Below are 16177 nucleotides of genomic sequence, written 5' to 3'. Positions count from 1 at the left end.
GTGCCGCCGCCTTCACCACGCCGTTTCCATCCATTTCATTACCTACTCCGAGAGCAGTTTCCATGGCCGAGACCTCCAAAGCCGCTGCGGCCCAGCGCACCGCGACCCGCCCCAACAAGAAACCCGCCGCCCGCAAGGCCAGCCTGGGCGACGTGGCCCCCACCAGCAGCCGCAAGGCCACGGCAGAGCACGTGGCCGGCAAGGCCGCGCAGGCGCGCCATGTCGAGCTGGCCGAGGCCGCTGCCACCATCATCGGCGGCAGCGCCCCCAACGAGCAGCGCGCCCATGCGCTGCGCGCACTGATTGACGGCGCCTCGCAGGACGACCGCGAGGCCCTGCGCAAGGCCCTGCTGGCCAAGAGCGGCAAGGGCGCGAGCGACAGGCCCAACCCGGATGAGGAGCTCTCCGCAGGCTGGCGCGATGGCGCCTACCCCTACAAGAACCTGCTGCGCCGCAGCGTCTACGAGAAGGAAAAGTTCAAGCTGCAGGTCGAGCTGCTCAAGCTGCAGGCCTGGGTCAAGGAAACCGGCCAGCGCGTGGTCATCCTGTTCGAAGGCCGCGACGCCGCCGGCAAGGGCGGCACCATCAAGCGCTTCATGGAGCACCTCAACCCGCGCGGCGCGCGCGTGGTGGCGCTGGAAAAGCCCACCGACACCGAGCGCGGCCAGTGGTACTTCCAGCGCTACGTGCAGCACCTGCCCACCGCTGGCGAGATCGTGCTGTTTGACCGCAGCTGGTACAACCGCGCCGGCGTCGAGCGCGTCATGGGCTTTTGCAGCGAGAAGGAATACCAGGACTTCATGCGCCAGGCGCCCGAGTTCGAGCGCCATCTGGTCAGCAGCGGCGTGCACCTGATCAAGTTCTGGTTCAGCGTCAGCCAGGCCGAGCAGCGCCGCCGCTTCAAGGAGCGCGAGGGCCACCCGCTCAAGCAGTGGAAGCTCAGCCCCATCGACAAGGCCAGCCTGGACAAGTGGAACGACTACACCCGCGCCAAGGAAGCCATGTTCTTCGAGACCGACACCGCCGACAGCCCCTGGACAGTGGTCAAGAGCGACTGCAAAAAGCGCGCGCGCCTGAACGCCATGCGCTACGTGCTGCACAAGCTGCCCTACACCGGCAAGAGCCTGGAGCAAATCGGCAAGCTCGACCCGCTGATCGTCGGCCGCGCCCACGTGGTCTACGAGCGCGGCGAAAAGCCCAGCGCGCTGCTGTGATGGCGCCTTGATCGAGAGGTTCAGCCGCCGCGCTGCCAGCACCATTGCAGCAGCGTGCGCGCGGCCTGCCAGCCGTGCATGCGCCCCAGCGGGGCGGCGCTGGCGATGTCGATTTTCAGCAATTGCCCGCCGTGCTGGCCGTGCAGCTGCGTCAGCAGGGCCTGGGTCTGCAGCGTCACGGCGTTGACCACCAGGCGGCAGCTGGGCGGCAGCTGCGCCTGCAGCCAGGCGAACAGCGCGGCATCGAAGCCCCCGCCAACGAACACCGCCTGCGGCGTGGGCAAGGGCGGCGCGCCGTCCTGCGGCTGCAGGGCATCGGGCGCCTTGCCCTGCAGCACCTGCAGGCGCTGCTGCAGGCCAAAGCGCTGGGCATTGGCGCGGATGTTGGCCGCACGCGCGGGCAGGGCCTCGATGCTGGTGGCGCTGCCGCCGGCCAGGCACCACTCCACCGCCACCGCGCCCGAGCCGCCGCCGATGTCCCACAGGTGCGCGCCGCGCACCGGCGCCAGCGCGGCCAGCGTCAGCGCGCGCACCGGGGCCTTGCTGATCTGGCCGTCGTGGGCGAACCAGTCCTCACTGCGGCCGGGCGCGGCGGGCAGGGCGCGGCCGCCGGTGGCGCGTAGCGCCACGGCCACCGGGGCCTGGGCCGGCTCGGCCTGCAGGGCGGCGATGGCCTGCTGCGCCGCAGGCCAGTGGCGGCAGCGCGCCTGGGGCCCGCCCAGGGCTTGCAGCACCCAGTAGGGGCTGGCGCCCCAGCCCTCGGCCTGCAGCCATTGCGCCAGCGCCAGCGCCGCCGCGCCGTCGCGCAGCAGCGCAATGCATTGGCGGCCCGGCGCCAGCAGCGGCAGCAGTTGCTGGTGCGCGCTGGCGTGCAGGCCCAGGCAATCGGTGTGCTCCAGTCGCCAGCCCAGCTGCGCGGCCACCAGCGAAAATGTCGGGCTTTGGCCCAGGCTGCGCCATTCGTGCGGCGCCAGGTGCTCGGCCAGGCTGCCGCCGGCGCCGAACCAGAATGGGTCGCCCGAGACCAGCGCCACGACTTGTTGCCGGCCGCGCAGCGCCAGCAGCTCGTCGAGGGCGAAGGGCACGGGCCAGGGCCGGCCGCGCCCGGCCGGCTGCAGCGCCACCTGGGCCAGTGCGAGGTGGCGCGGCGCGCCAAAGACGGTCTGGGCCTGGGCCAGCGCCTGTTGCGCGGCCGGGCACAGGCCTGGCAGGCCGTCCTCGTGCAGGCCCACCAAAGTCAACCAAGGAGAGTCAATGGAATCGGCCATGATGCATGTGCTCCTGCTGGGCGGCACCAGCGGCGCCAGTGCGCTGGCGCAGCGGCTGCACGCCAGCGGCATTGCGGCGCTGTTTTCTTACGCGGGCGCCACGCGCGCGCCGCTGGCCCAGCCGCTGCCCACGCGCTGCGGCGGCTTTGGCGGGCCAGAGGGGCTGGCGCAATTCATCCGCGCCCAGGGCATCAGCCATGTGGTCGATGCCACGCACCCATTCGCCGCGCAGATGAGCCGCAATGCCTGCGCGGCCTGCGCCGCCACGGGCACGCCGCTGCTGGCGCTGGAGCGCGCGCCCTGGCGGCCGCAGCCGGGCGATGCCTGGATCGAGGTGCCGGACATGGCCGCCGCCGCGCAGGCCCTGCCCGCCGCGGCCGCGCGTGTCTTCCTGGCCATTGGCCGCAAGCAGCTGGCGGCCTTTGCGGCCAAGCCGCAGCATTTTTATTTGCTGCGCCTGGTCGATGCCCCGCAGCCGGGCAGTCTGCCGCTGCCGCACACCCAGGTGGTGCTGGGGCGCGGGCCGTTCAGCGCCGAGCAGGATGTGCAGCTGCTGCGCGCGCACGGCATCGGCTGGGTGGTGGCCAAGAACGCCGGCGGCGATGCCACGCGCGGCAAGCTCGATGCGGCGCGCGCGCTGGGCCTGCCGGTGGTGATGGTGCAGCGCCCGGCACTGCCCGAGCGCGCGCGCACCGAGCGGGTGGAGGCGGTGCTGCACTGGCTGGCTCATGGCGCGCTGCCTGCGACTGGGGCGGGGGGCTGATCGGCGGTCGAGTCGGGCGCGCCTGGGTAGTGGCGCGGCGTGTAGATCCAGTGCCGCTGCGCTGTGCCGATGCGGCGCGTGAGGCTATTGCCCACCAGCACCACGGTGCGCATGTCGGCCATCTCCGGCTCGGCCTGCTGCAATGGGCAGCACAGCAATTGCTCATCGGGCGTGCACACAGCGCGCGCGAAGATCAGCAGGCGCTCGGGCTCGCAGTGCGCGCGCAGCAGCTGCAGCAGCCGCACAAAGCCTTCGGGGCGGCTGCGCGAGCGCGGGTTGTACAGCGCCAGCGCGAAGTCCGCCTGCAATGCCAGGCGCACGCGCTGCTCGATCACGGCCCAGGGCTTGAGGTTGTCCGACAGGTTGATGCAGCAAAAATCGTGGCCCAGCGGCGCGCCGGCGCGCGCGGCGGCGGCCAGCATGGCGGTGATGCCGGGCAGCACCTCGATGTGCAGCGCCAGCCACTGCGCGCGCTCGGGCGCGGCGGCGCATTCGATGGCCTCGAACACCGCCGCGGCCATGGCGAACACGCCCGGATCGCCCGAGGACACCACGGCCACCTGCCGCCCCTGCGCGGCCAGCGCCAGCGCGTGGCGCGCGCGGGCCAACTCTTCGCGGTTGTCGCTGGCGTGCCAGGCCGGCTCCTGCGCGCCGGGCCTGGCCTGCAGCAGCTGGCGCGCCCGCGCTACATAGGGCTGGTAGCCCAGCACGTCGCTGGCGGCCTGCAGCGCCTGCAGCGCCGCGCCCGTGGCGTGGGCGGCATCGCCCGGGCCCAGGCCGACGATGTACAGGCGGCCCGCCGCAGCGGCTGCCGCGCCGTTGCCGGTGTTGGCGTTGGCGTTGGCGTTGGCGTTGTTCAGCATGGCGCGGCCTCCGGCCGGCGGCCCTGGCCGTGCACCAGCACGATGGCGAAGTAGGGGCAGGCGTCGCCGGGCACCTCGCTCAGCCGCGCCACCTGCTGATTGGCCATGGTGCCGTGCTGCACCAGCCAGGCGTCGTTCAGGCGGCCGGCGCGCGCCAGCGCGCGGCGGATGCGCGGCAGGTTGCGGCCGACCTTCATCACCACCAGCGCCTCGGCGCTGTGCATGCGCCGCGCCAGCTCGTCCTCGGGCAGGGTGCCGGCCAGCACGGCCAGGGCGTCATCGCCCCAGGTCATGGGCTGGCCCGTGGCGTGCCAGCAGCCCACCATGCCGGGGATGCCGGGCACGACTTGCAGCGCCACGTCGCCGCGCGCGCGCAGCCGCGTGTACAGGTGCATGAAGGAGCCGTAGAAGAACGGGTCGCCCTCGCACAGCACCACCACCTGCGCATCGCGCGCCAGCTGCGCCAGGCGCTGGCACCAGTGGTCGTAAAAGCTGGCCAGTGCCTGCGTGTAGGCCGGGCTGTGCAGCGCGATTTCGGTGGTGACGGGGTACTCCATCGGGTACTCCTGCACGCCGGGCGCCAGCAGGCCCTGCACGATCTGGCGCGCCTGGCCGGGGCGGCCCTTTTTGCGGAAGTAGGCCACGTGCCGGGCCTGGCACACCAGGCGCTGGGCCTTGACGCTCATCAGCTCCGGGTCGCCCGGGCCCAGGCCGACGCAGACCACGCCCGGCGCGGCGGCAGGCAGTGGCTTACTCTGCATGGCTGGCCAGGGCGTTGATGGCGGCCACGGTGACGGCCGAGCCGCCCAGCCGGCCGCGCACCACCAGCGCGGGCGCGGGCAGCTCTTGCAGCAGCGCCTGCTTGGATTCGGCCGCACCGACGAAGCCCACCGGGCAGCCGATGATGGCCGCCGGGCGCGGGCAGTCGGGCTGCTGCAGCATGTTCAGCAGATGGAACAAGGCCGTGGGCGCATTGCCGATGGCCACCACCGCGCCGGCCAGCTGCGGCCGCCACAGCTCCAGCGCCGCGGCGCTGCGCGTGGTGCCCAGGCGCTGGGCCAGCTCGGCCACGCCGGGCTCGTGCAGCGTGCAGACGATGCGGTTGACCGCCGGCAGGCGCGCGCGCGTGATGCCCTCGCTGACCATGCGCGCATCGCACAGGATGGGCGCGCCGGCCTGCAGCGCCTGCCGCGCGGCGCGCGCCATGCCGGGGGAGAACTGCACGTGCTCGGCCAGCTCGACCAGGCCGGCGGCGTGCACCATGCGCACCACCACGGGCTCTTCGTCGGCGTCGAAGCGGCTCAGCTGCGCCTCGCTGCGGATGATGGCAAAGGACTGCCGGTAGATGGCGGCGCCGTCGGTTTCGTAGATGTGCGGCATGGGGGCCCTGGCTCGAAATCTTGCTGGAAAAACAGGGCGCTATTGTCGCGCAGCGCCGCGGCATCCATCGGCTGGCCGGGCGCTTGTGTGGCCCCCTGGGGCAGCAGGGCAAAGCGGCTCTGGCCTGCGCCGGGCACGGCGCGCAGCGTGAGCGTGGCCTGCCCGGGGCGGGCGCAGTCCTTGGCGCAGCCGCTGACGTGCAGGTGCCGGCCCGGCGGCACCTGCGGCGCCAGCGCCAGCGCCAGTGGCTGGGTGGGGGCCAGGGCCTGCCGGCAGCCCGGCGCGCCGGCGCAGGCCGAGACGCGCAGGCGGGCATCGTCGGCATGGCCGATCCAGTGGCGGGCGTCATCCAGCCCGGCCAGGTGCAGCCAGTGCGCGCTGGGCGGCTGCGCGGCCTCGATCAGCAGCATGCGCCAGGGGGTGATGCGCAGCATGGGCGCACTCGCGCCGGTGGCCGCCAGCCGGGGCAGGGCCTGGGCCAGGCGCGCCAGCGCCGGCGCGTCAATGCGCCCCAGCGGCGCGGCCAGCAAAAGGCCGTGGCCGGGCAGCCAGCCCGCCTCGGGCGGGGCAGAAGGGGCGCTGGCCTGTGCCTTGCCTGGTGCGGTATTCAGTGCCGAGGGCGGCGGCAACTGCACTGCCGGCGGCAGCGGCCAGGGCGGCAGGCGCTGGCCGTGGCGGGCCTGCCAGTGCGCCAGCAGGCCGGCCATGCGGCCGGGGTGCTGGCCCTGGGCGCGGCGCTGCTGGGCCTGGGCTGCGCACCATTGCGCCAGCGCCAGGGCGCTGGCCAGTGCGGCAGCGGCATCGGGCGCGGCCAGCGCCCAGGGCTGGCCGTCGATTTGCAGCTGCCAGGTGGCCTCGCGTTGGCCGGGCGTGGGCGGCAGGCGCAGCAGTTGCAGGTCGCCCGGCAGCGGGGCCGAGCCGGCCTTGTCACCAACTGTGGCATGGCCGATGGCAAAGCCGAACTTGGCCGGCAGCCCATCCAGGCCGGGGCTGTGCGCCAGCGCCTGCTGCAGGGCCTGGGCCATGGCCAGCAGGCCATCGCCGGGCTGCCACAGCGGGTCGATGACGAGGTTGCGCAGGCGCTCCTGGCGCGCATCGGCATCGAGCAGGCCGGAGGCGGCCAGCGCGCGCAGCACGGCGGGGTGGCGCGCGGCCTGCAGGCCGCGCAGCTGCAGGTTGGCGCGGCGCGAGAGCTCGATCACGCCCGTGCCGTGCGCCTGGGCCAGGCGCGCCAGGCGCAGGCTTTGGCGCGCGCTCAGCCGGCCCAGCGGCGGGCGCACGCGCAGCACCAGCCCGTCGCCGCTGGCCATGGGCTGCCAGGCGCCCGGGCACCAGCCGCGCACGGCCGCTGCGCCCGGCGGGGAGCTCAGCGCTGGCGCACCATCCATGTGAACACCCCCAGCGCCAGCAGGGTGTAGGCCACGGCCGGGGCGGCGGCCGTGGGCAGCGGCGGCCAGCCGCGCAGATTGCCCATGTAGCCCAGCACCACGTTGAGCATCAGGTAGCTGATGCCCACCAGGATGCCGATGAACATGTAGCCGACGATGCCGCCGGAGCGAAAGTGCAGGTAGGCAAAGGGCAGGGCCAGCACCACCATCACCAGGCAGCCCAGCGGGTAGAACACCTTGCGCCACAGCTCCAGCTCAAAGCGCTGGGTGGATTGGTCGTTGGCGCGCAGGTGGCGCACGTAGTCCAGCAGCTGCATGGTGGACATGCCGTCGGACTTGAGGATGGCGGCGTTGACCATGGCGCCGGTGATGCCGGTGGGCCAGGCCAGCTCGTCGTGCCGTTGCACCTGTATGGGGGTGAGCGTGGCGTCCAGGCTGCCATCGGCCTGCAGTGCCGGCGTGCCGGTTTGCGCGGGCAGGGTTTCCTCCTGCGCCTGCTGCAGTTGCCAGAGGCCGGGGCGCACCTGGGCGCTATCGGCGTGGATCTGGCGGCTGAGGCGGCCATCGGCGGCGAACTCGAAGATGCGGATGCCCTGCATCTGTTGGCCATCGGCCTGCAGCGCGGTGACGCTGACGATGCGCGAGCCCTCGCCATGGCGCTCGCGCAGCCAGGCGCCCGCGCCGCCGCCGGCGACGATGCGCCCGCCCAGGTGCTGCGCGCGCAGCAGCTGCGCCGAGCGCTCGGCCCAGGGGGCGATGTAGTCGCCCATGACGAAGGTCACGACGGTGAACAGCAGGCCCACGCCCAGCAGGATGCGCAGCGCCTGGCCCGGCCCCAGGCCGCCGGTGCGCAGGATGGTGAACTGCGAGGTCTTGGCGTAGCGCGCCATCACGAACACGGTGCCGATCAGCACGCAGATGGGCAGCAGCTCATAGACGTGCATCGGCGCGGAGAACGCCATGTGCGTGAGCGCCTGCAGCATGCCGTAGCTGCTTTGCACGCCGCTGCGGCTGACGAAGCGGCTTTCGCTGATCAGGTCAAAGAACAGCAGCAGCGCCAGAAAGGCGGCGGTGGTCATCGCCACGGTGGCGATGACTTCCTTTTGCAGCATGCGGGTGACGATCTTCATGCCAGGGCCTCCCGGCGGCGCCACAGTTGCTGCACCGACCACTGCGCATTGCGTGCCCAGAGCCAGAAAGCGCCGATCAGCAGCACGCCGCCGTGCAGCCCCAGCAGCCAGACGCCGCCGGGCACGCTGCCGCGCGCCACCCAGTTCTGCCCCAGCGTGAGCAGGTTGAAATAGACCACGAACACCAGCAGCGCCGTGACGATGTGGCCCATGCGGCCCGAGCGCGGGTTGCTGCTGGTCAGCGCCAGCGCCAGCAGCACGTAGTTGACGGCTGCCAGCACCAGGCCGGCGCGCCAGACCAGCTCGGCCGTGTAGGCGCGGCGCAGCTGCTGGGCCTCGCGCGCGCTGGGCGGCGGGGCGTCGGGCCCGGCCAGCGAGACGGGCGGGGCCGCGCCGCGGATGCGCGCCAGCAGCTCCAGCGTGGGGGTGGAGCGGATCGTGGCCTGCGCCGTGCCGATCGGGTCGCGCTGCAGCAGCGCCTCGTACTGCGCGAACTCGGCCACGCGCAGCGCCGGGCGCTGGCCGCGCAGCTGCTCGGCGCGCTGGCCGGTCTCCAGCACGATGCGGCTCTGGCCCTGGCCTTGCACCAGGCTGGCGTGGCGCGCCGTGGTCACGGCGCTGTGCTCCTCGCTCTGTTGGGCGAAGAAAATCTGCCGCGCCTGCTCCAGCGAGCTGCTGTCGCGATCGACGAAGAACACGCTCTCGCCGCTGGAGGAAATCTGAAACTCACCGGGCGCGATGCGGTCCAGATCGCTGCGCTGCTGGAACTGGTGGCGCAAATCCAGGATGCGCGCCTGCGACCAGGGCCAGCCCAGCAGCGCCAGCACGGCAATGGCCAGCAGCAGCGGCCAGGCAAAGCGCAGCAGCGGCGCGAGAAAACCGGCCAGCCCCTGGCCGCTGGCGAACCAGATCACCATCTCGCTGTCCTGGTACATGCGCGCCAGCGTGCCGATGATGGCCACGAACAGGCTCAGGCTGAGCACGATGGGCATGTAGCCCAAAACGGTGTAGCCCATCACCAGCATAATGTCGGACGGACTGACCGAGCCCTTGCTGGCCTGGCCCAGCGTGCGGATCAGCATCAGCGTGACGACCACGGTCAACAGCACCGTCAGCGTCCCCAGGAAAGTGCGCGACAAATCCTTGCGCAAGGCGGCATCGAACAGCATGGCTCAGGACGGAATGAGAAAACTCTCGAACAAGGCAACGATTGGAGAAAGACACGCCATGGCGATGACGCTGGAATTGAAGAGCCTGAACCTGCAAAGCGCAGCCCAGGAAAAGGCCGACCTGCTGCTGGTGCTGGTGCCCCAGGCCGAGGCTGGGCAGCCGCAAAAGCCAAAGACCCAGGCCACTGCGGAGGGCGAAGGCGCGGCGGCGCTGGAGCAATTGCTGCAGCAGGCGCAGCAAAGCGGCGACTTCGACCCGGCCAAGGTGGGCAGCCAACTGGCGCTCTACAGTGTCGCACAAGTCGCTGCGCGCAAAGTCCTGCTGCTGGGCGCGGCCCAGGCCGCGCCCGCGCAGCTGTGCAAGGCCATTGAAGGCGCGGCGGCGCAGCTGCGCCAAAAAGGCGTGAAAAAAGCCGTGGTGCTGGCGCTGGGCGATGCCGCGCAGGACGATGCCGCCGTGCAGGCCCTGGCGCGGGCCCTGAGCGCGGCGGCCTACTGCTACCGCCAGACCAAGCCCAGCGAGCCTGAAGTGCCGCTGCAGAAAATCGTGCTCGGCGTGCCCAGCAAGGCGCGCGCCCAGGCCGCGTTCGAGCAGGCGCTGGGCGTGGCCGCAGGCATCGCGCTGGCGCGCGAGCTGGGCAATCTGCCGGCCAACCACGCCACGCCCGCGCGCCTGGCGCAGACCGCGCGCGAGCTGGCCAAGGCCAAGGGCATCAGCGTCAGGGTGCATGCGCAGCGCGAGCTCGAACGCCTGAAGATGGGCGCCTTCCTGGCCGTGGCGCAGGGCTCGGCCCAGCCGCCGCAATTCATCGAGCTGCACTACCAGGGCGCGCCCAAGACGCAGCCGCCGGTGGTGCTGGTGGGCAAGGGCGTGACCTTCGACACCGGCGGCATCTCCATCAAGCCCGCCGCCGGCATGGACGAAATGAAATTCGACATGTGCGGCGCCGCCAGCGTGCTGGGCGTCTTCCAGGCCCTGGCGCGGCTGCAGCCGCGCATCAACGTCGTCGGCCTGGTGCCGGCCACCGAGAACATGCCAGGCGGTAAGGCCATCAAGCCCGGCGACGTGGTCACCAGCATGAGCGGGCAGACCATCGAGGTGCTCAACACCGACGCCGAAGGCCGGCTGATCCTGTGCGATGCGCTGAGCTATGCGGCGCGCTTCAAGCCCAGCGCGGTGATCGACATCGCCACCCTTACCGGCGCCTGCGTGATCGCGCTGGGCGGCGTGCGCAGCGGCGTGTTCGCCAGCGACGACGCGCTGGCCCAGGCCCTGCTGCAGGCCGGCGAGGCCGCCCAGGACCTGGGCTGGCGCATGCCGCTGGACGACGACTACGGCCAGGGCCTCAAGAGCCCCTTTGCCGACATGGCCAACGTCGCCGGGCGCGAAGCCGGGGCCGTGACGGCGGCCAAGTTCCTGCAAAAGTTCGCCGGCGACTGGCCCTGGGCGCACCTGGACATTGCCGGCACGGCCTGGAAAAGCGGCAACGCCAAGGGCGCCACAGGCCGCCCCGTGGGCCTGCTGATGCACTATCTGCTGGGCCTGGCCACCACGCCCCAGACGACCCAGGCCGCGCCGCAGCGCAAGCCCGCATCGCCGGGCGACCAGACCAGCAAGGCCGGCAAGAAACCCGCAGCGCCGCGCAGCAAGGCCCGCACGGCTGGGAAGCGCACGTAATAAGTAGCCGGCGCGGCGGGCTTGAATGCCCGCCCAATCCCGCCGTCATGCGCCCGAGGGCAGGGCAGCCCAACGGGCGCTGCTTTGCACCGCACGGTTTTTGAAGGGGCAAGTCTGTCCTGCTCGCGGCAAAGGCAATAAAAAAGGGGTTGGACTTTCGTCCAACCCCTTTGGGCTTTGGTGGGCGATACTGGGTTCGAACCAGTGACCCCTGCCGTGTGAAGGCAGTGCTCTACCGCTGAGCTAACCGCCCAAAGCATTTGAAATCCTGTGCCCCTCAAGGCAAGCGCGCACTATACCATCTTTTTTTGTGCTTGCCGGGCGCGATGGCCAAATTTCATGCGAGCCCACAAAAAAACCTGCGCAGGCCTGGGTCTGTGCAGGTTTTTTTTGTGCGTGCCATGCCGCCAGCGTGTCGGCAGGCGGCATGGCTTGAGCGGGTGTTAGAGCAGGCTCTTGAGCAGCTTGCCCATTTCCGATGGGTTGCGCGTGACCTTGAAGCCGCACTCTTCCATCACGGCCAGCTTGGCCTCGGCCGTGTCCTCGCCGCCGGAGATCAGCGCGCCGGCGTGGCCCATGCGCTTGCCCGGAGGGGCGGTCACGCCAGCGATGAAGCCGACCACGGGCTTTTTCATGTGCTCCTTGCACCAGCGGGCGGCTTCGGCTTCGTCGGGGCCGCCGATCTCGCCAATCATGATCACGGCGTCGGTATCCGGATCGTCGTTGAAGGCTTTCATCACGTCGATGTGCTTCAGGCCGTTGATCGGGTCGCCGCCAATGCCCACGGCGCTGGACTGGCCGATGCCCAGCTCGGTGAGCTGCGCCACGGCTTCATAGGTCAGCGTGCCCGAGCGCGAGACCACGCCCACGCGGCCTTTCTTGTGGATGTGGCCGGGCATGATGCCGATCTTGATCTCGTCGGGCGTGATCAGGCCGGGGCAGTTGGGGCCCAGCAGCAGGGTTTTCTTGCCGCCAGCGGCCTCCTTGGCCTTCATGCGGTTGCGCACTTCCAGCATGTCCTTGACGGGGATGCCTTCGGTGATGCAGATGGCCAGGTCCAGGTCGGCTTCCACGGCTTCCCAAATGGCGGCGGCCGCGCCGGCGGGCGGCACGTAGATCACGCTCACGGTGGCGCCGGTTTCCTTGGCCGCTTCCTTGACGGAGGCGTAGATGGGCACGTCAAAAATCTTCTCGCCGGCCTTCTTGGGGTTCACGCCGGCGACGAAGCAGTTCTTGCCGTTGGCGTACTCGATGCACTTTTCGGTGTGGAACTGGCCGGTCTTGCCGGTGATGCCCTGGGTGATGACTTTGGTGTCTTTGTTGATGTAGATCGACATGGCAATTCCTTACTTCTTGACGGCGGCCACGACTTTTTCGGCCGCTTCGGCCATGGTGTCGGCGCTGATGATGGGCAGGCCGCTGTCGGCCAGCATCTTCTTGCCCAGCTCTTCGTTGGTGCCCTTCATGCGCACGACCAGCGGCACTTGCAGGTTCACGGCCTTGCTGGCGGTGATGACGCCGGTGGCGATGGTGTCGCACTTCATGATGCCGCCGAAGATGTTGACCAGGATGGCCTTGACCTTGGGGTTTTGCAGCATGATCTTGAAGGCCTCAGTCACCTTCTCGGGGGTGGCGCCGCCGCCCACGTCCAGGAAGTTGGCCGGCTCGCCGCCGAAGAGCTTGATGGTGTCCATGGTGGCCATGGCCAGGCCCGCGCCGTTGACCAGGCAGCCGATGTTGCCGTCCAGGCTGATGTAGGCCAGGTCGAACTTGGAAGCCTCGACCTCGGCCGGGTCTTCCTCGTCCAGGTCGCGCAGGGCGACGATTTCCTCATGGCGGAACAGGGCGTTGGAGTCGAAGTTGAACTTGGCGTCCAGCGCGATGATGTGGCCCTTGCTGTCGCGGTTGAGCGGGTTGATCTCGACCAGGCTGGCGTCGGTGTCCATGTAGCACTGGTAGAGCTTTTTGCACACGTCCACGAACTGGGGCACGGAGTCCTCGGGCATGCCCACGCCCTTGGCCAGCTCCTGGGCCTGCGCATCGCTCATGCCAGCGAGCGGATCGACGAAGACCTTGACGATCTTCTCGGGCGTCTTGTGCGCCACTTCCTCGATGTCCATGCCGCCTTCGCTGGAGGCGATGAAGGCCACCTTCTGGCTGGCGCGGTCGGTCACGACCGAGAGGTAGTACTCCTGCTGGATGTCTGCGCCTTCCTCAATATAGAGGCGGCGCACCTTCTGGCCTTCGGCGCCGGTCTGGTGCGTGACCAGTTGCATGCCCAGGATCTGGCCAGCCAGGGTTTTCACGTCGTCCAAGGTCTTGGCCACCTTCACGCCGCCGCCCTTGCCGCGACCGCCAGCGTGGATTTGCGCCTTGACCACCCACACCGGGCCGCCGAGCTTTTGCGCGGCCTCGACGGCCTCTTGCACGGTGAATGCGGGAATGCCACGGGGCACAGGCACCCCGAACTTGCGCAAGATTTCCTTGCCTTGGTACTCGTGAATCTTCATGAGAGATCTCTTAGGGAGGGGAGGTGGAAAGAATGCGGCCAGTGCGCAGCAGCCATGCTGCACCCCGCCGCGGCCCAGCCAGGCCGACCAGCAAGTGCCGGGGATGGGAGTGGCGAAAAAGCATGTGCGCAGCAGAGCGCCAATGTGCAACATGCTCATGTATCATGCCCGCCCGATGCGCAGCAGCCAGAGGCTGTGCCGGCCGGGCATGAGCGCCGGGCGCGCGCATTGTACGCCGCCCGCTGGCGGGCGCGCAACGCAGAGCCGGGGCCATTGGCCGGGCCTGCGCCCGCCAATTGGGCGGCGCTGTGTTTTTGTGTACCTGGGGCATTGTGGCGGGCCATGGCATGGCGCCATGCCGCCCTTGTTCACCCCGGCGGCCCTTCCCCCAGGGCCTGTTCAAAAAGAGAGGAAAAGCCCATGGCCAAGATCTTCATCGATGGCGAGGCCGGCACCACCGGCCTGCAAATCCGCGAGCGCCTGCAGGGCATGGCGGGCGTGGAGCTGGTCAGCATCGACCCGGCGCTGCGCAAGGACCCCGAGGCCAAGCGCGCCATCATGGCCGGGGTGGATCTGGTCATCCTGTGCCTGCACGACGACGCGGCGCGCGAATCCGTGGCCATGATCGACGCGCTGCCCGGCCACAAGCCGCGCATCATCGACGCCAGCACCGCGCACCGCGTGGCCGAGGGCTGGACCTACGGCTTCCCGGAACTGTCGCCGGCGCAGCGCGCCGCCGTGCAGCAGGCCCAGCGCGTGGCCAACCCCGGCTGCTACGCCACCGGCGCCATCGCGCTGCTGCGCCCGCTGGTGGAGGCCGGCGTGCTGCCGCCCGGCCACCCCGTGGCCCTGCCCGCCGTCAGCGGCTACAGCGGCGGCGGCCGCCAGATGATCGAAGCCTACGAGGCCGGCCAGGCCCCCGCCTATGAGCTGTACGCGCTGGGCCTGGCGCACAAGCACATCCCGGAAATCATGCAATACGGCCGCCTCACGCGCCGGCCCATCTTCATGCCCGCCGTGGCCAACTTCCCGCAAGGCATGCTGGTGGAGTTGCCGCTGCACCTGGACATGCTGCCCGGCCAGCCCACGCCCGAGCGCCTGGCCGAAATCTACGCCGCGCACTACGCGGGCAGCGAATGGGTCACGGCCGAGCCGGCCACCGACAGCGGCAAGCTCGACGCCCTGGCGCTGAAGGACACGAACCGGCTGGAAATCCGCGTGTTCGGCAACCCGCAGCACCGCCAGGCCGTGTGCGTGGCGCGGCTGGACAACCTGGGCAAGGGCGCCAGCGGCGCGGCGGTGCAAAACCTCAAGCTGATGCTGGGGCTGGCCTGATCCGCCGGCCTCTTGCCGCCGCCGCAGCCGAACGCCCCCGCACGTTTTCGCCATGGACATTGCCAGCTATCTCGTTGCCTTTGGCACCAGCGCCTTGCTGGCGCTGGCCACGCTGCTGCCCATTGCCAACCCGACCAGCACGGCGCCGATCTTTCTGTCGCTGACCGAAGGCGCCTCCGACAAGATGCGCCAGGAGCTGGCGCGCCGCATTGCCCGCAACGTCTTCTTGCTGATGGTGGGCGCCACGCTGCTGGGCTCGCTGGTGCTGGACGTGTTCGGCATCTCGCTGGACATCGTGCGCACGGCCGGCGGCCTGATCGTGACCAACATCGGCTGGCGGCTGTTGACCACCAACAGCGCCGAGTCGCCCCGCGCGGCCAAGATCGCCGAGAACTACACGCCCGAGATGGTGCGCTCGCAGGCGTTTTTCCCGCTCTCGTTTCCCATCACCTGCGGGCCGGGCACCATCTCTGCGGCGATCACCGTCGGGGTCAGCCTGGCCTCGCCGTCCATCGCGCTGGCGGCCGTGCGCACGGCCGGCGCGGTGCTGGGCCTGGCGGGCATCGCCATGCTGATCTTCCTGAGCTACCGCTACGCGGAGTATTTGCTGCGCCTGCTGGGCGAGACGGGCACCGTGGTGTTCTTGCGCCTCTCGGCCTTCATCCTGCTGTGCCTGGGGGTGCAGATCTTCTGGGATGGCGCAGGCAGCCTGCTGAGCGACGCCATCCGCACCGGCGTCACCCCGCTGGGGCCGATTGCGCAGCCCGCAGCGCCCGGCAGGCCGCCCAGTGCGGTGGATTCCCTGTATTGAGCTTGCCCATGACGACGACCCCAACTCCCGACACCAACGCCAGCGCCGCCGCTGCGGCCACCATCTACCACAACAGCCGCTGCAGCACCTCGCGCAAGGCGCTGGAGATGCTGCAGGCGCATGGCCTGCAGCCGCAGGTGGTGGAATACCTCAAGACCCCGCTGACGCGCCCGCAACTGGCGCAGCTGATTGCCGCCAGCGGCCTGACGGTGCGCGAAGCCGTGCGCACCAAGGAGGCGCTGTATGAAGAGCTGCAACTGGCCCAGGCCGATGACGCGGCGCTGCTCGACGCCATGGCCGCGCACCCGGTGCTGCTCAACCGCCCCTTCGTCGTCACCGCCAAGGGCACGCGCCTGGCCAGGCCGGTGGAGGCGCTGCTGGACATTCTGTAAGAGCCTGCTAGGGCGGTTTTGATTCTCATGCAGACATTTCCTGCAAGCGCCGCCTTCTCTCGCCACACCCGCGAAGGCGGGTGTCCAGTTGCGACGCCGACAGGGGCGGCCCTGCCGTTTGCCAATTCCCTTCTCATGCGCAAGGGTGGCGCTGGATGCCCGCCTTCGCGGGCATGACGAGAGCGACCTGCGAGATGGCGATGCCAGTCAGCGGCCAGGTTTTGGATTTGTCGACGTTCGAGCAGAACACGCCGCCCTAACGACCCCGGCCGCAGT

General features: G+C 70.3%; 15 protein-coding genes and 1 tRNA gene. 6 read left to right on the top strand and 10 right to left on the bottom strand.

Features of this window, described 5'->3' with window-relative positions; genetic code table 11:
- The first annotated feature begins 62 nt into the window (after nt 1-62).
- Nucleotides 63-1214: a polyphosphate kinase 2 gene (gene ppk2, locus CK625_RS05785; protein ID WP_095539341.1), complete on the top strand. Its 1152-nt coding sequence runs from the start codon at nt 63-65 to the stop codon at nt 1212-1214.
- A gap of 20 nt (nt 1215-1234) precedes the next feature.
- Here ppk2 and cbiT read toward each other — a convergent pair whose 3' ends face one another.
- Nucleotides 1235-2482 carry a precorrin-6Y C5,15-methyltransferase (decarboxylating) subunit CbiT gene (gene cbiT, locus CK625_RS05780; RefSeq protein WP_095539340.1) on the bottom strand — a complete coding sequence of 416 codons (1248 nt, stop codon included), beginning with the start codon at nt 2480-2482 and terminating at the stop codon, nt 1235-1237.
- On the opposite strand from cbiT, the gene CK625_RS05775 reads away from it, so the two are divergent.
- Nucleotides 2481-3245, top strand: a complete 765-nt coding sequence (locus CK625_RS05775) for a cobalt-precorrin-6A reductase (protein WP_095539339.1) — start codon at nt 2481-2483, stop codon at nt 3243-3245. The genes cbiT and CK625_RS05775 overlap by 2 nt on opposite strands.
- Here the strand turns inward: CK625_RS05775 and cobJ are convergent.
- The 6 genes from cobJ to lptF are packed head-to-tail and all read right to left on the bottom strand — an operon-like array spanning nt 3209 to nt 9175.
- Nucleotides 3209-4108 carry a precorrin-3B C(17)-methyltransferase gene (cobJ, locus tag CK625_RS05770; RefSeq protein WP_095539338.1) on the bottom strand — a complete coding sequence of 300 codons (900 nt, stop codon included), beginning with the start codon at nt 4106-4108 and terminating at the stop codon, nt 3209-3211. The genes CK625_RS05775 and cobJ overlap by 37 nt on opposite strands.
- Nucleotides 4102-4869, bottom strand: a complete 768-nt coding sequence (locus tag CK625_RS05765) for a precorrin-2 C(20)-methyltransferase (protein WP_095539337.1) — start codon at nt 4867-4869, stop codon at nt 4102-4104. The genes cobJ and CK625_RS05765 overlap by 7 nt, the downstream gene beginning before the upstream one ends.
- A complete protein-coding gene (locus CK625_RS05760; RefSeq protein WP_095539336.1) occupies nt 4859-5488 on the bottom strand; it encodes a precorrin-8X methylmutase in 630 nt (209 codons plus the stop codon). Before CK625_RS05760 ends, CK625_RS05765 begins: the two co-directional genes overlap by 11 nt.
- Nucleotides 5410-6876: a precorrin-3B synthase gene (locus CK625_RS05755; protein ID WP_095539335.1), complete on the bottom strand. Its 1467-nt coding sequence runs from the start codon at nt 6874-6876 to the stop codon at nt 5410-5412. The genes CK625_RS05760 and CK625_RS05755 overlap by 79 nt, the downstream gene beginning before the upstream one ends.
- Entirely contained in the window at nt 6855-8006 is a 1152-nt protein-coding gene (gene lptG, locus CK625_RS05750; protein WP_095539334.1) for an LPS export ABC transporter permease LptG, read from the bottom strand. Before lptG ends, CK625_RS05755 begins: the two co-directional genes overlap by 22 nt.
- On the bottom strand, nt 8003-9175 hold the full coding sequence (gene lptF / locus CK625_RS05745; protein ID WP_095539333.1) for an LPS export ABC transporter permease LptF: 1173 nt from the start codon (nt 9173-9175) through the stop codon (nt 8003-8005). Before lptF ends, lptG begins: the two co-directional genes overlap by 4 nt.
- A gap of 64 nt (nt 9176-9239) precedes the next feature.
- Here lptF and CK625_RS05740 point away from each other — a divergent pair, with 64 nt between their 5' ends.
- The gene (locus CK625_RS05740; protein WP_095539332.1) at nt 9240-10853 is read left to right on the top strand and encodes a leucyl aminopeptidase; all 1614 of its coding nucleotides are present in this window, start codon (nt 9240-9242) and stop codon (nt 10851-10853) included.
- Between the two features lie 178 nt (nt 10854-11031).
- Here CK625_RS05740 and CK625_RS05735 read toward each other — a convergent pair.
- From CK625_RS05735 to sucC, 3 genes are all read right to left on the bottom strand, one after another.
- A tRNA-Val gene (locus CK625_RS05735) sits at nt 11032-11106 on the bottom strand.
- A gap of 190 nt (nt 11107-11296) precedes the next feature.
- Nucleotides 11297-12190, bottom strand: a complete 894-nt coding sequence (gene sucD, locus CK625_RS05730; RefSeq protein WP_095539331.1) for a succinate--CoA ligase subunit alpha — start codon at nt 12188-12190, stop codon at nt 11297-11299.
- 9 nt (nt 12191-12199) lie between these two features.
- Nucleotides 12200-13363 (bottom strand): ADP-forming succinate--CoA ligase subunit beta, encoded by a 1164-nt coding sequence (gene sucC / locus CK625_RS05725; protein WP_095539330.1) that lies wholly within the window; start codon nt 13361-13363, stop codon nt 12200-12202.
- A gap of 420 nt (nt 13364-13783) precedes the next feature.
- On the opposite strand from sucC, the gene argC reads away from it, so the two are divergent.
- From argC to arsC, 3 genes are read left to right on the top strand one after another with little or no spacing between them, the layout of a single operon-like run.
- On the top strand, nt 13784-14698 hold the full coding sequence (gene argC / locus CK625_RS05720; protein WP_095539329.1) for an N-acetyl-gamma-glutamyl-phosphate reductase: 915 nt from the start codon (nt 13784-13786) through the stop codon (nt 14696-14698).
- A gap of 52 nt (nt 14699-14750) precedes the next feature.
- A complete protein-coding gene (locus tag CK625_RS05715) occupies nt 14751-15509 on the top strand; it encodes a MarC family protein (protein WP_095539328.1) in 759 nt (252 codons plus the stop codon).
- An 8-nt stretch (nt 15510-15517) separates the two neighbouring features.
- Nucleotides 15518-15901: an arsenate reductase (glutaredoxin) gene (gene arsC / locus CK625_RS05710; protein ID WP_095539425.1), complete on the top strand. Its 384-nt coding sequence runs from the start codon at nt 15518-15520 to the stop codon at nt 15899-15901.
- Nucleotides 15902-16177: the final 276 nt, after the last annotated feature.

The sequence above is a fragment of the Vandammella animalimorsus genome (assembly GCF_002285265.1).
Taxonomy (GTDB): Bacteria; Pseudomonadota; Gammaproteobacteria; order Burkholderiales; family Burkholderiaceae_C; genus Lampropedia.
This window is presented reverse-complemented; position numbering and strand designations above follow the sequence as displayed.

Coding starts and splice junctions, on each gene's coding strand:
- ppk2 (WP_095539341.1), top strand. CDS start 63: ATGGCCGAGACCTCCAAAGCCGCTGCGGCCCAGCGCACCGCGACCCGC.
- CK625_RS05775 (WP_095539339.1), top strand. CDS start 2,481: ATGATGCATGTGCTCCTGCTGGGCGGCACCAGCGGCGCCAGTGCGCTG.
- cbiT (WP_095539340.1), bottom strand. CDS start 2,482: ATGGCCGATTCCATTGACTCTCCTTGGTTGACTTTGGTGGGCCTGCAC.
- cobJ (WP_095539338.1), bottom strand. CDS start 4,108: ATGCTGAACAACGCCAACGCCAACGCCAACGCCAACACCGGCAACGGC.
- CK625_RS05765 (WP_095539337.1), bottom strand. CDS start 4,869: ATGCAGAGTAAGCCACTGCCTGCCGCCGCGCCGGGCGTGGTCTGCGTC.
- CK625_RS05760 (WP_095539336.1), bottom strand. CDS start 5,488: ATGCCGCACATCTACGAAACCGACGGCGCCGCCATCTACCGGCAGTCC.
- CK625_RS05755 (WP_095539335.1), bottom strand. CDS start 6,876: ATGGATGGTGCGCCAGCGCTGAGCTCCCCGCCGGGCGCAGCGGCCGTG.
- lptG (WP_095539334.1), bottom strand. CDS start 8,006: ATGAAGATCGTCACCCGCATGCTGCAAAAGGAAGTCATCGCCACCGTG.
- lptF (WP_095539333.1), bottom strand. CDS start 9,175: ATGCTGTTCGATGCCGCCTTGCGCAAGGATTTGTCGCGCACTTTCCTG.
- CK625_RS05740 (WP_095539332.1), top strand. CDS start 9,240: ATGACGCTGGAATTGAAGAGCCTGAACCTGCAAAGCGCAGCCCAGGAA.
- sucD (WP_095539331.1), bottom strand. CDS start 12,190: ATGTCGATCTACATCAACAAAGACACCAAAGTCATCACCCAGGGCATC.
- sucC (WP_095539330.1), bottom strand. CDS start 13,363: ATGAAGATTCACGAGTACCAAGGCAAGGAAATCTTGCGCAAGTTCGGG.
- argC (WP_095539329.1), top strand. CDS start 13,784: ATGGCCAAGATCTTCATCGATGGCGAGGCCGGCACCACCGGCCTGCAA.
- CK625_RS05715 (WP_095539328.1), top strand. CDS start 14,751: ATGGACATTGCCAGCTATCTCGTTGCCTTTGGCACCAGCGCCTTGCTG.
- arsC (WP_095539425.1), top strand. CDS start 15,518: ATGACGACGACCCCAACTCCCGACACCAACGCCAGCGCCGCCGCTGCG.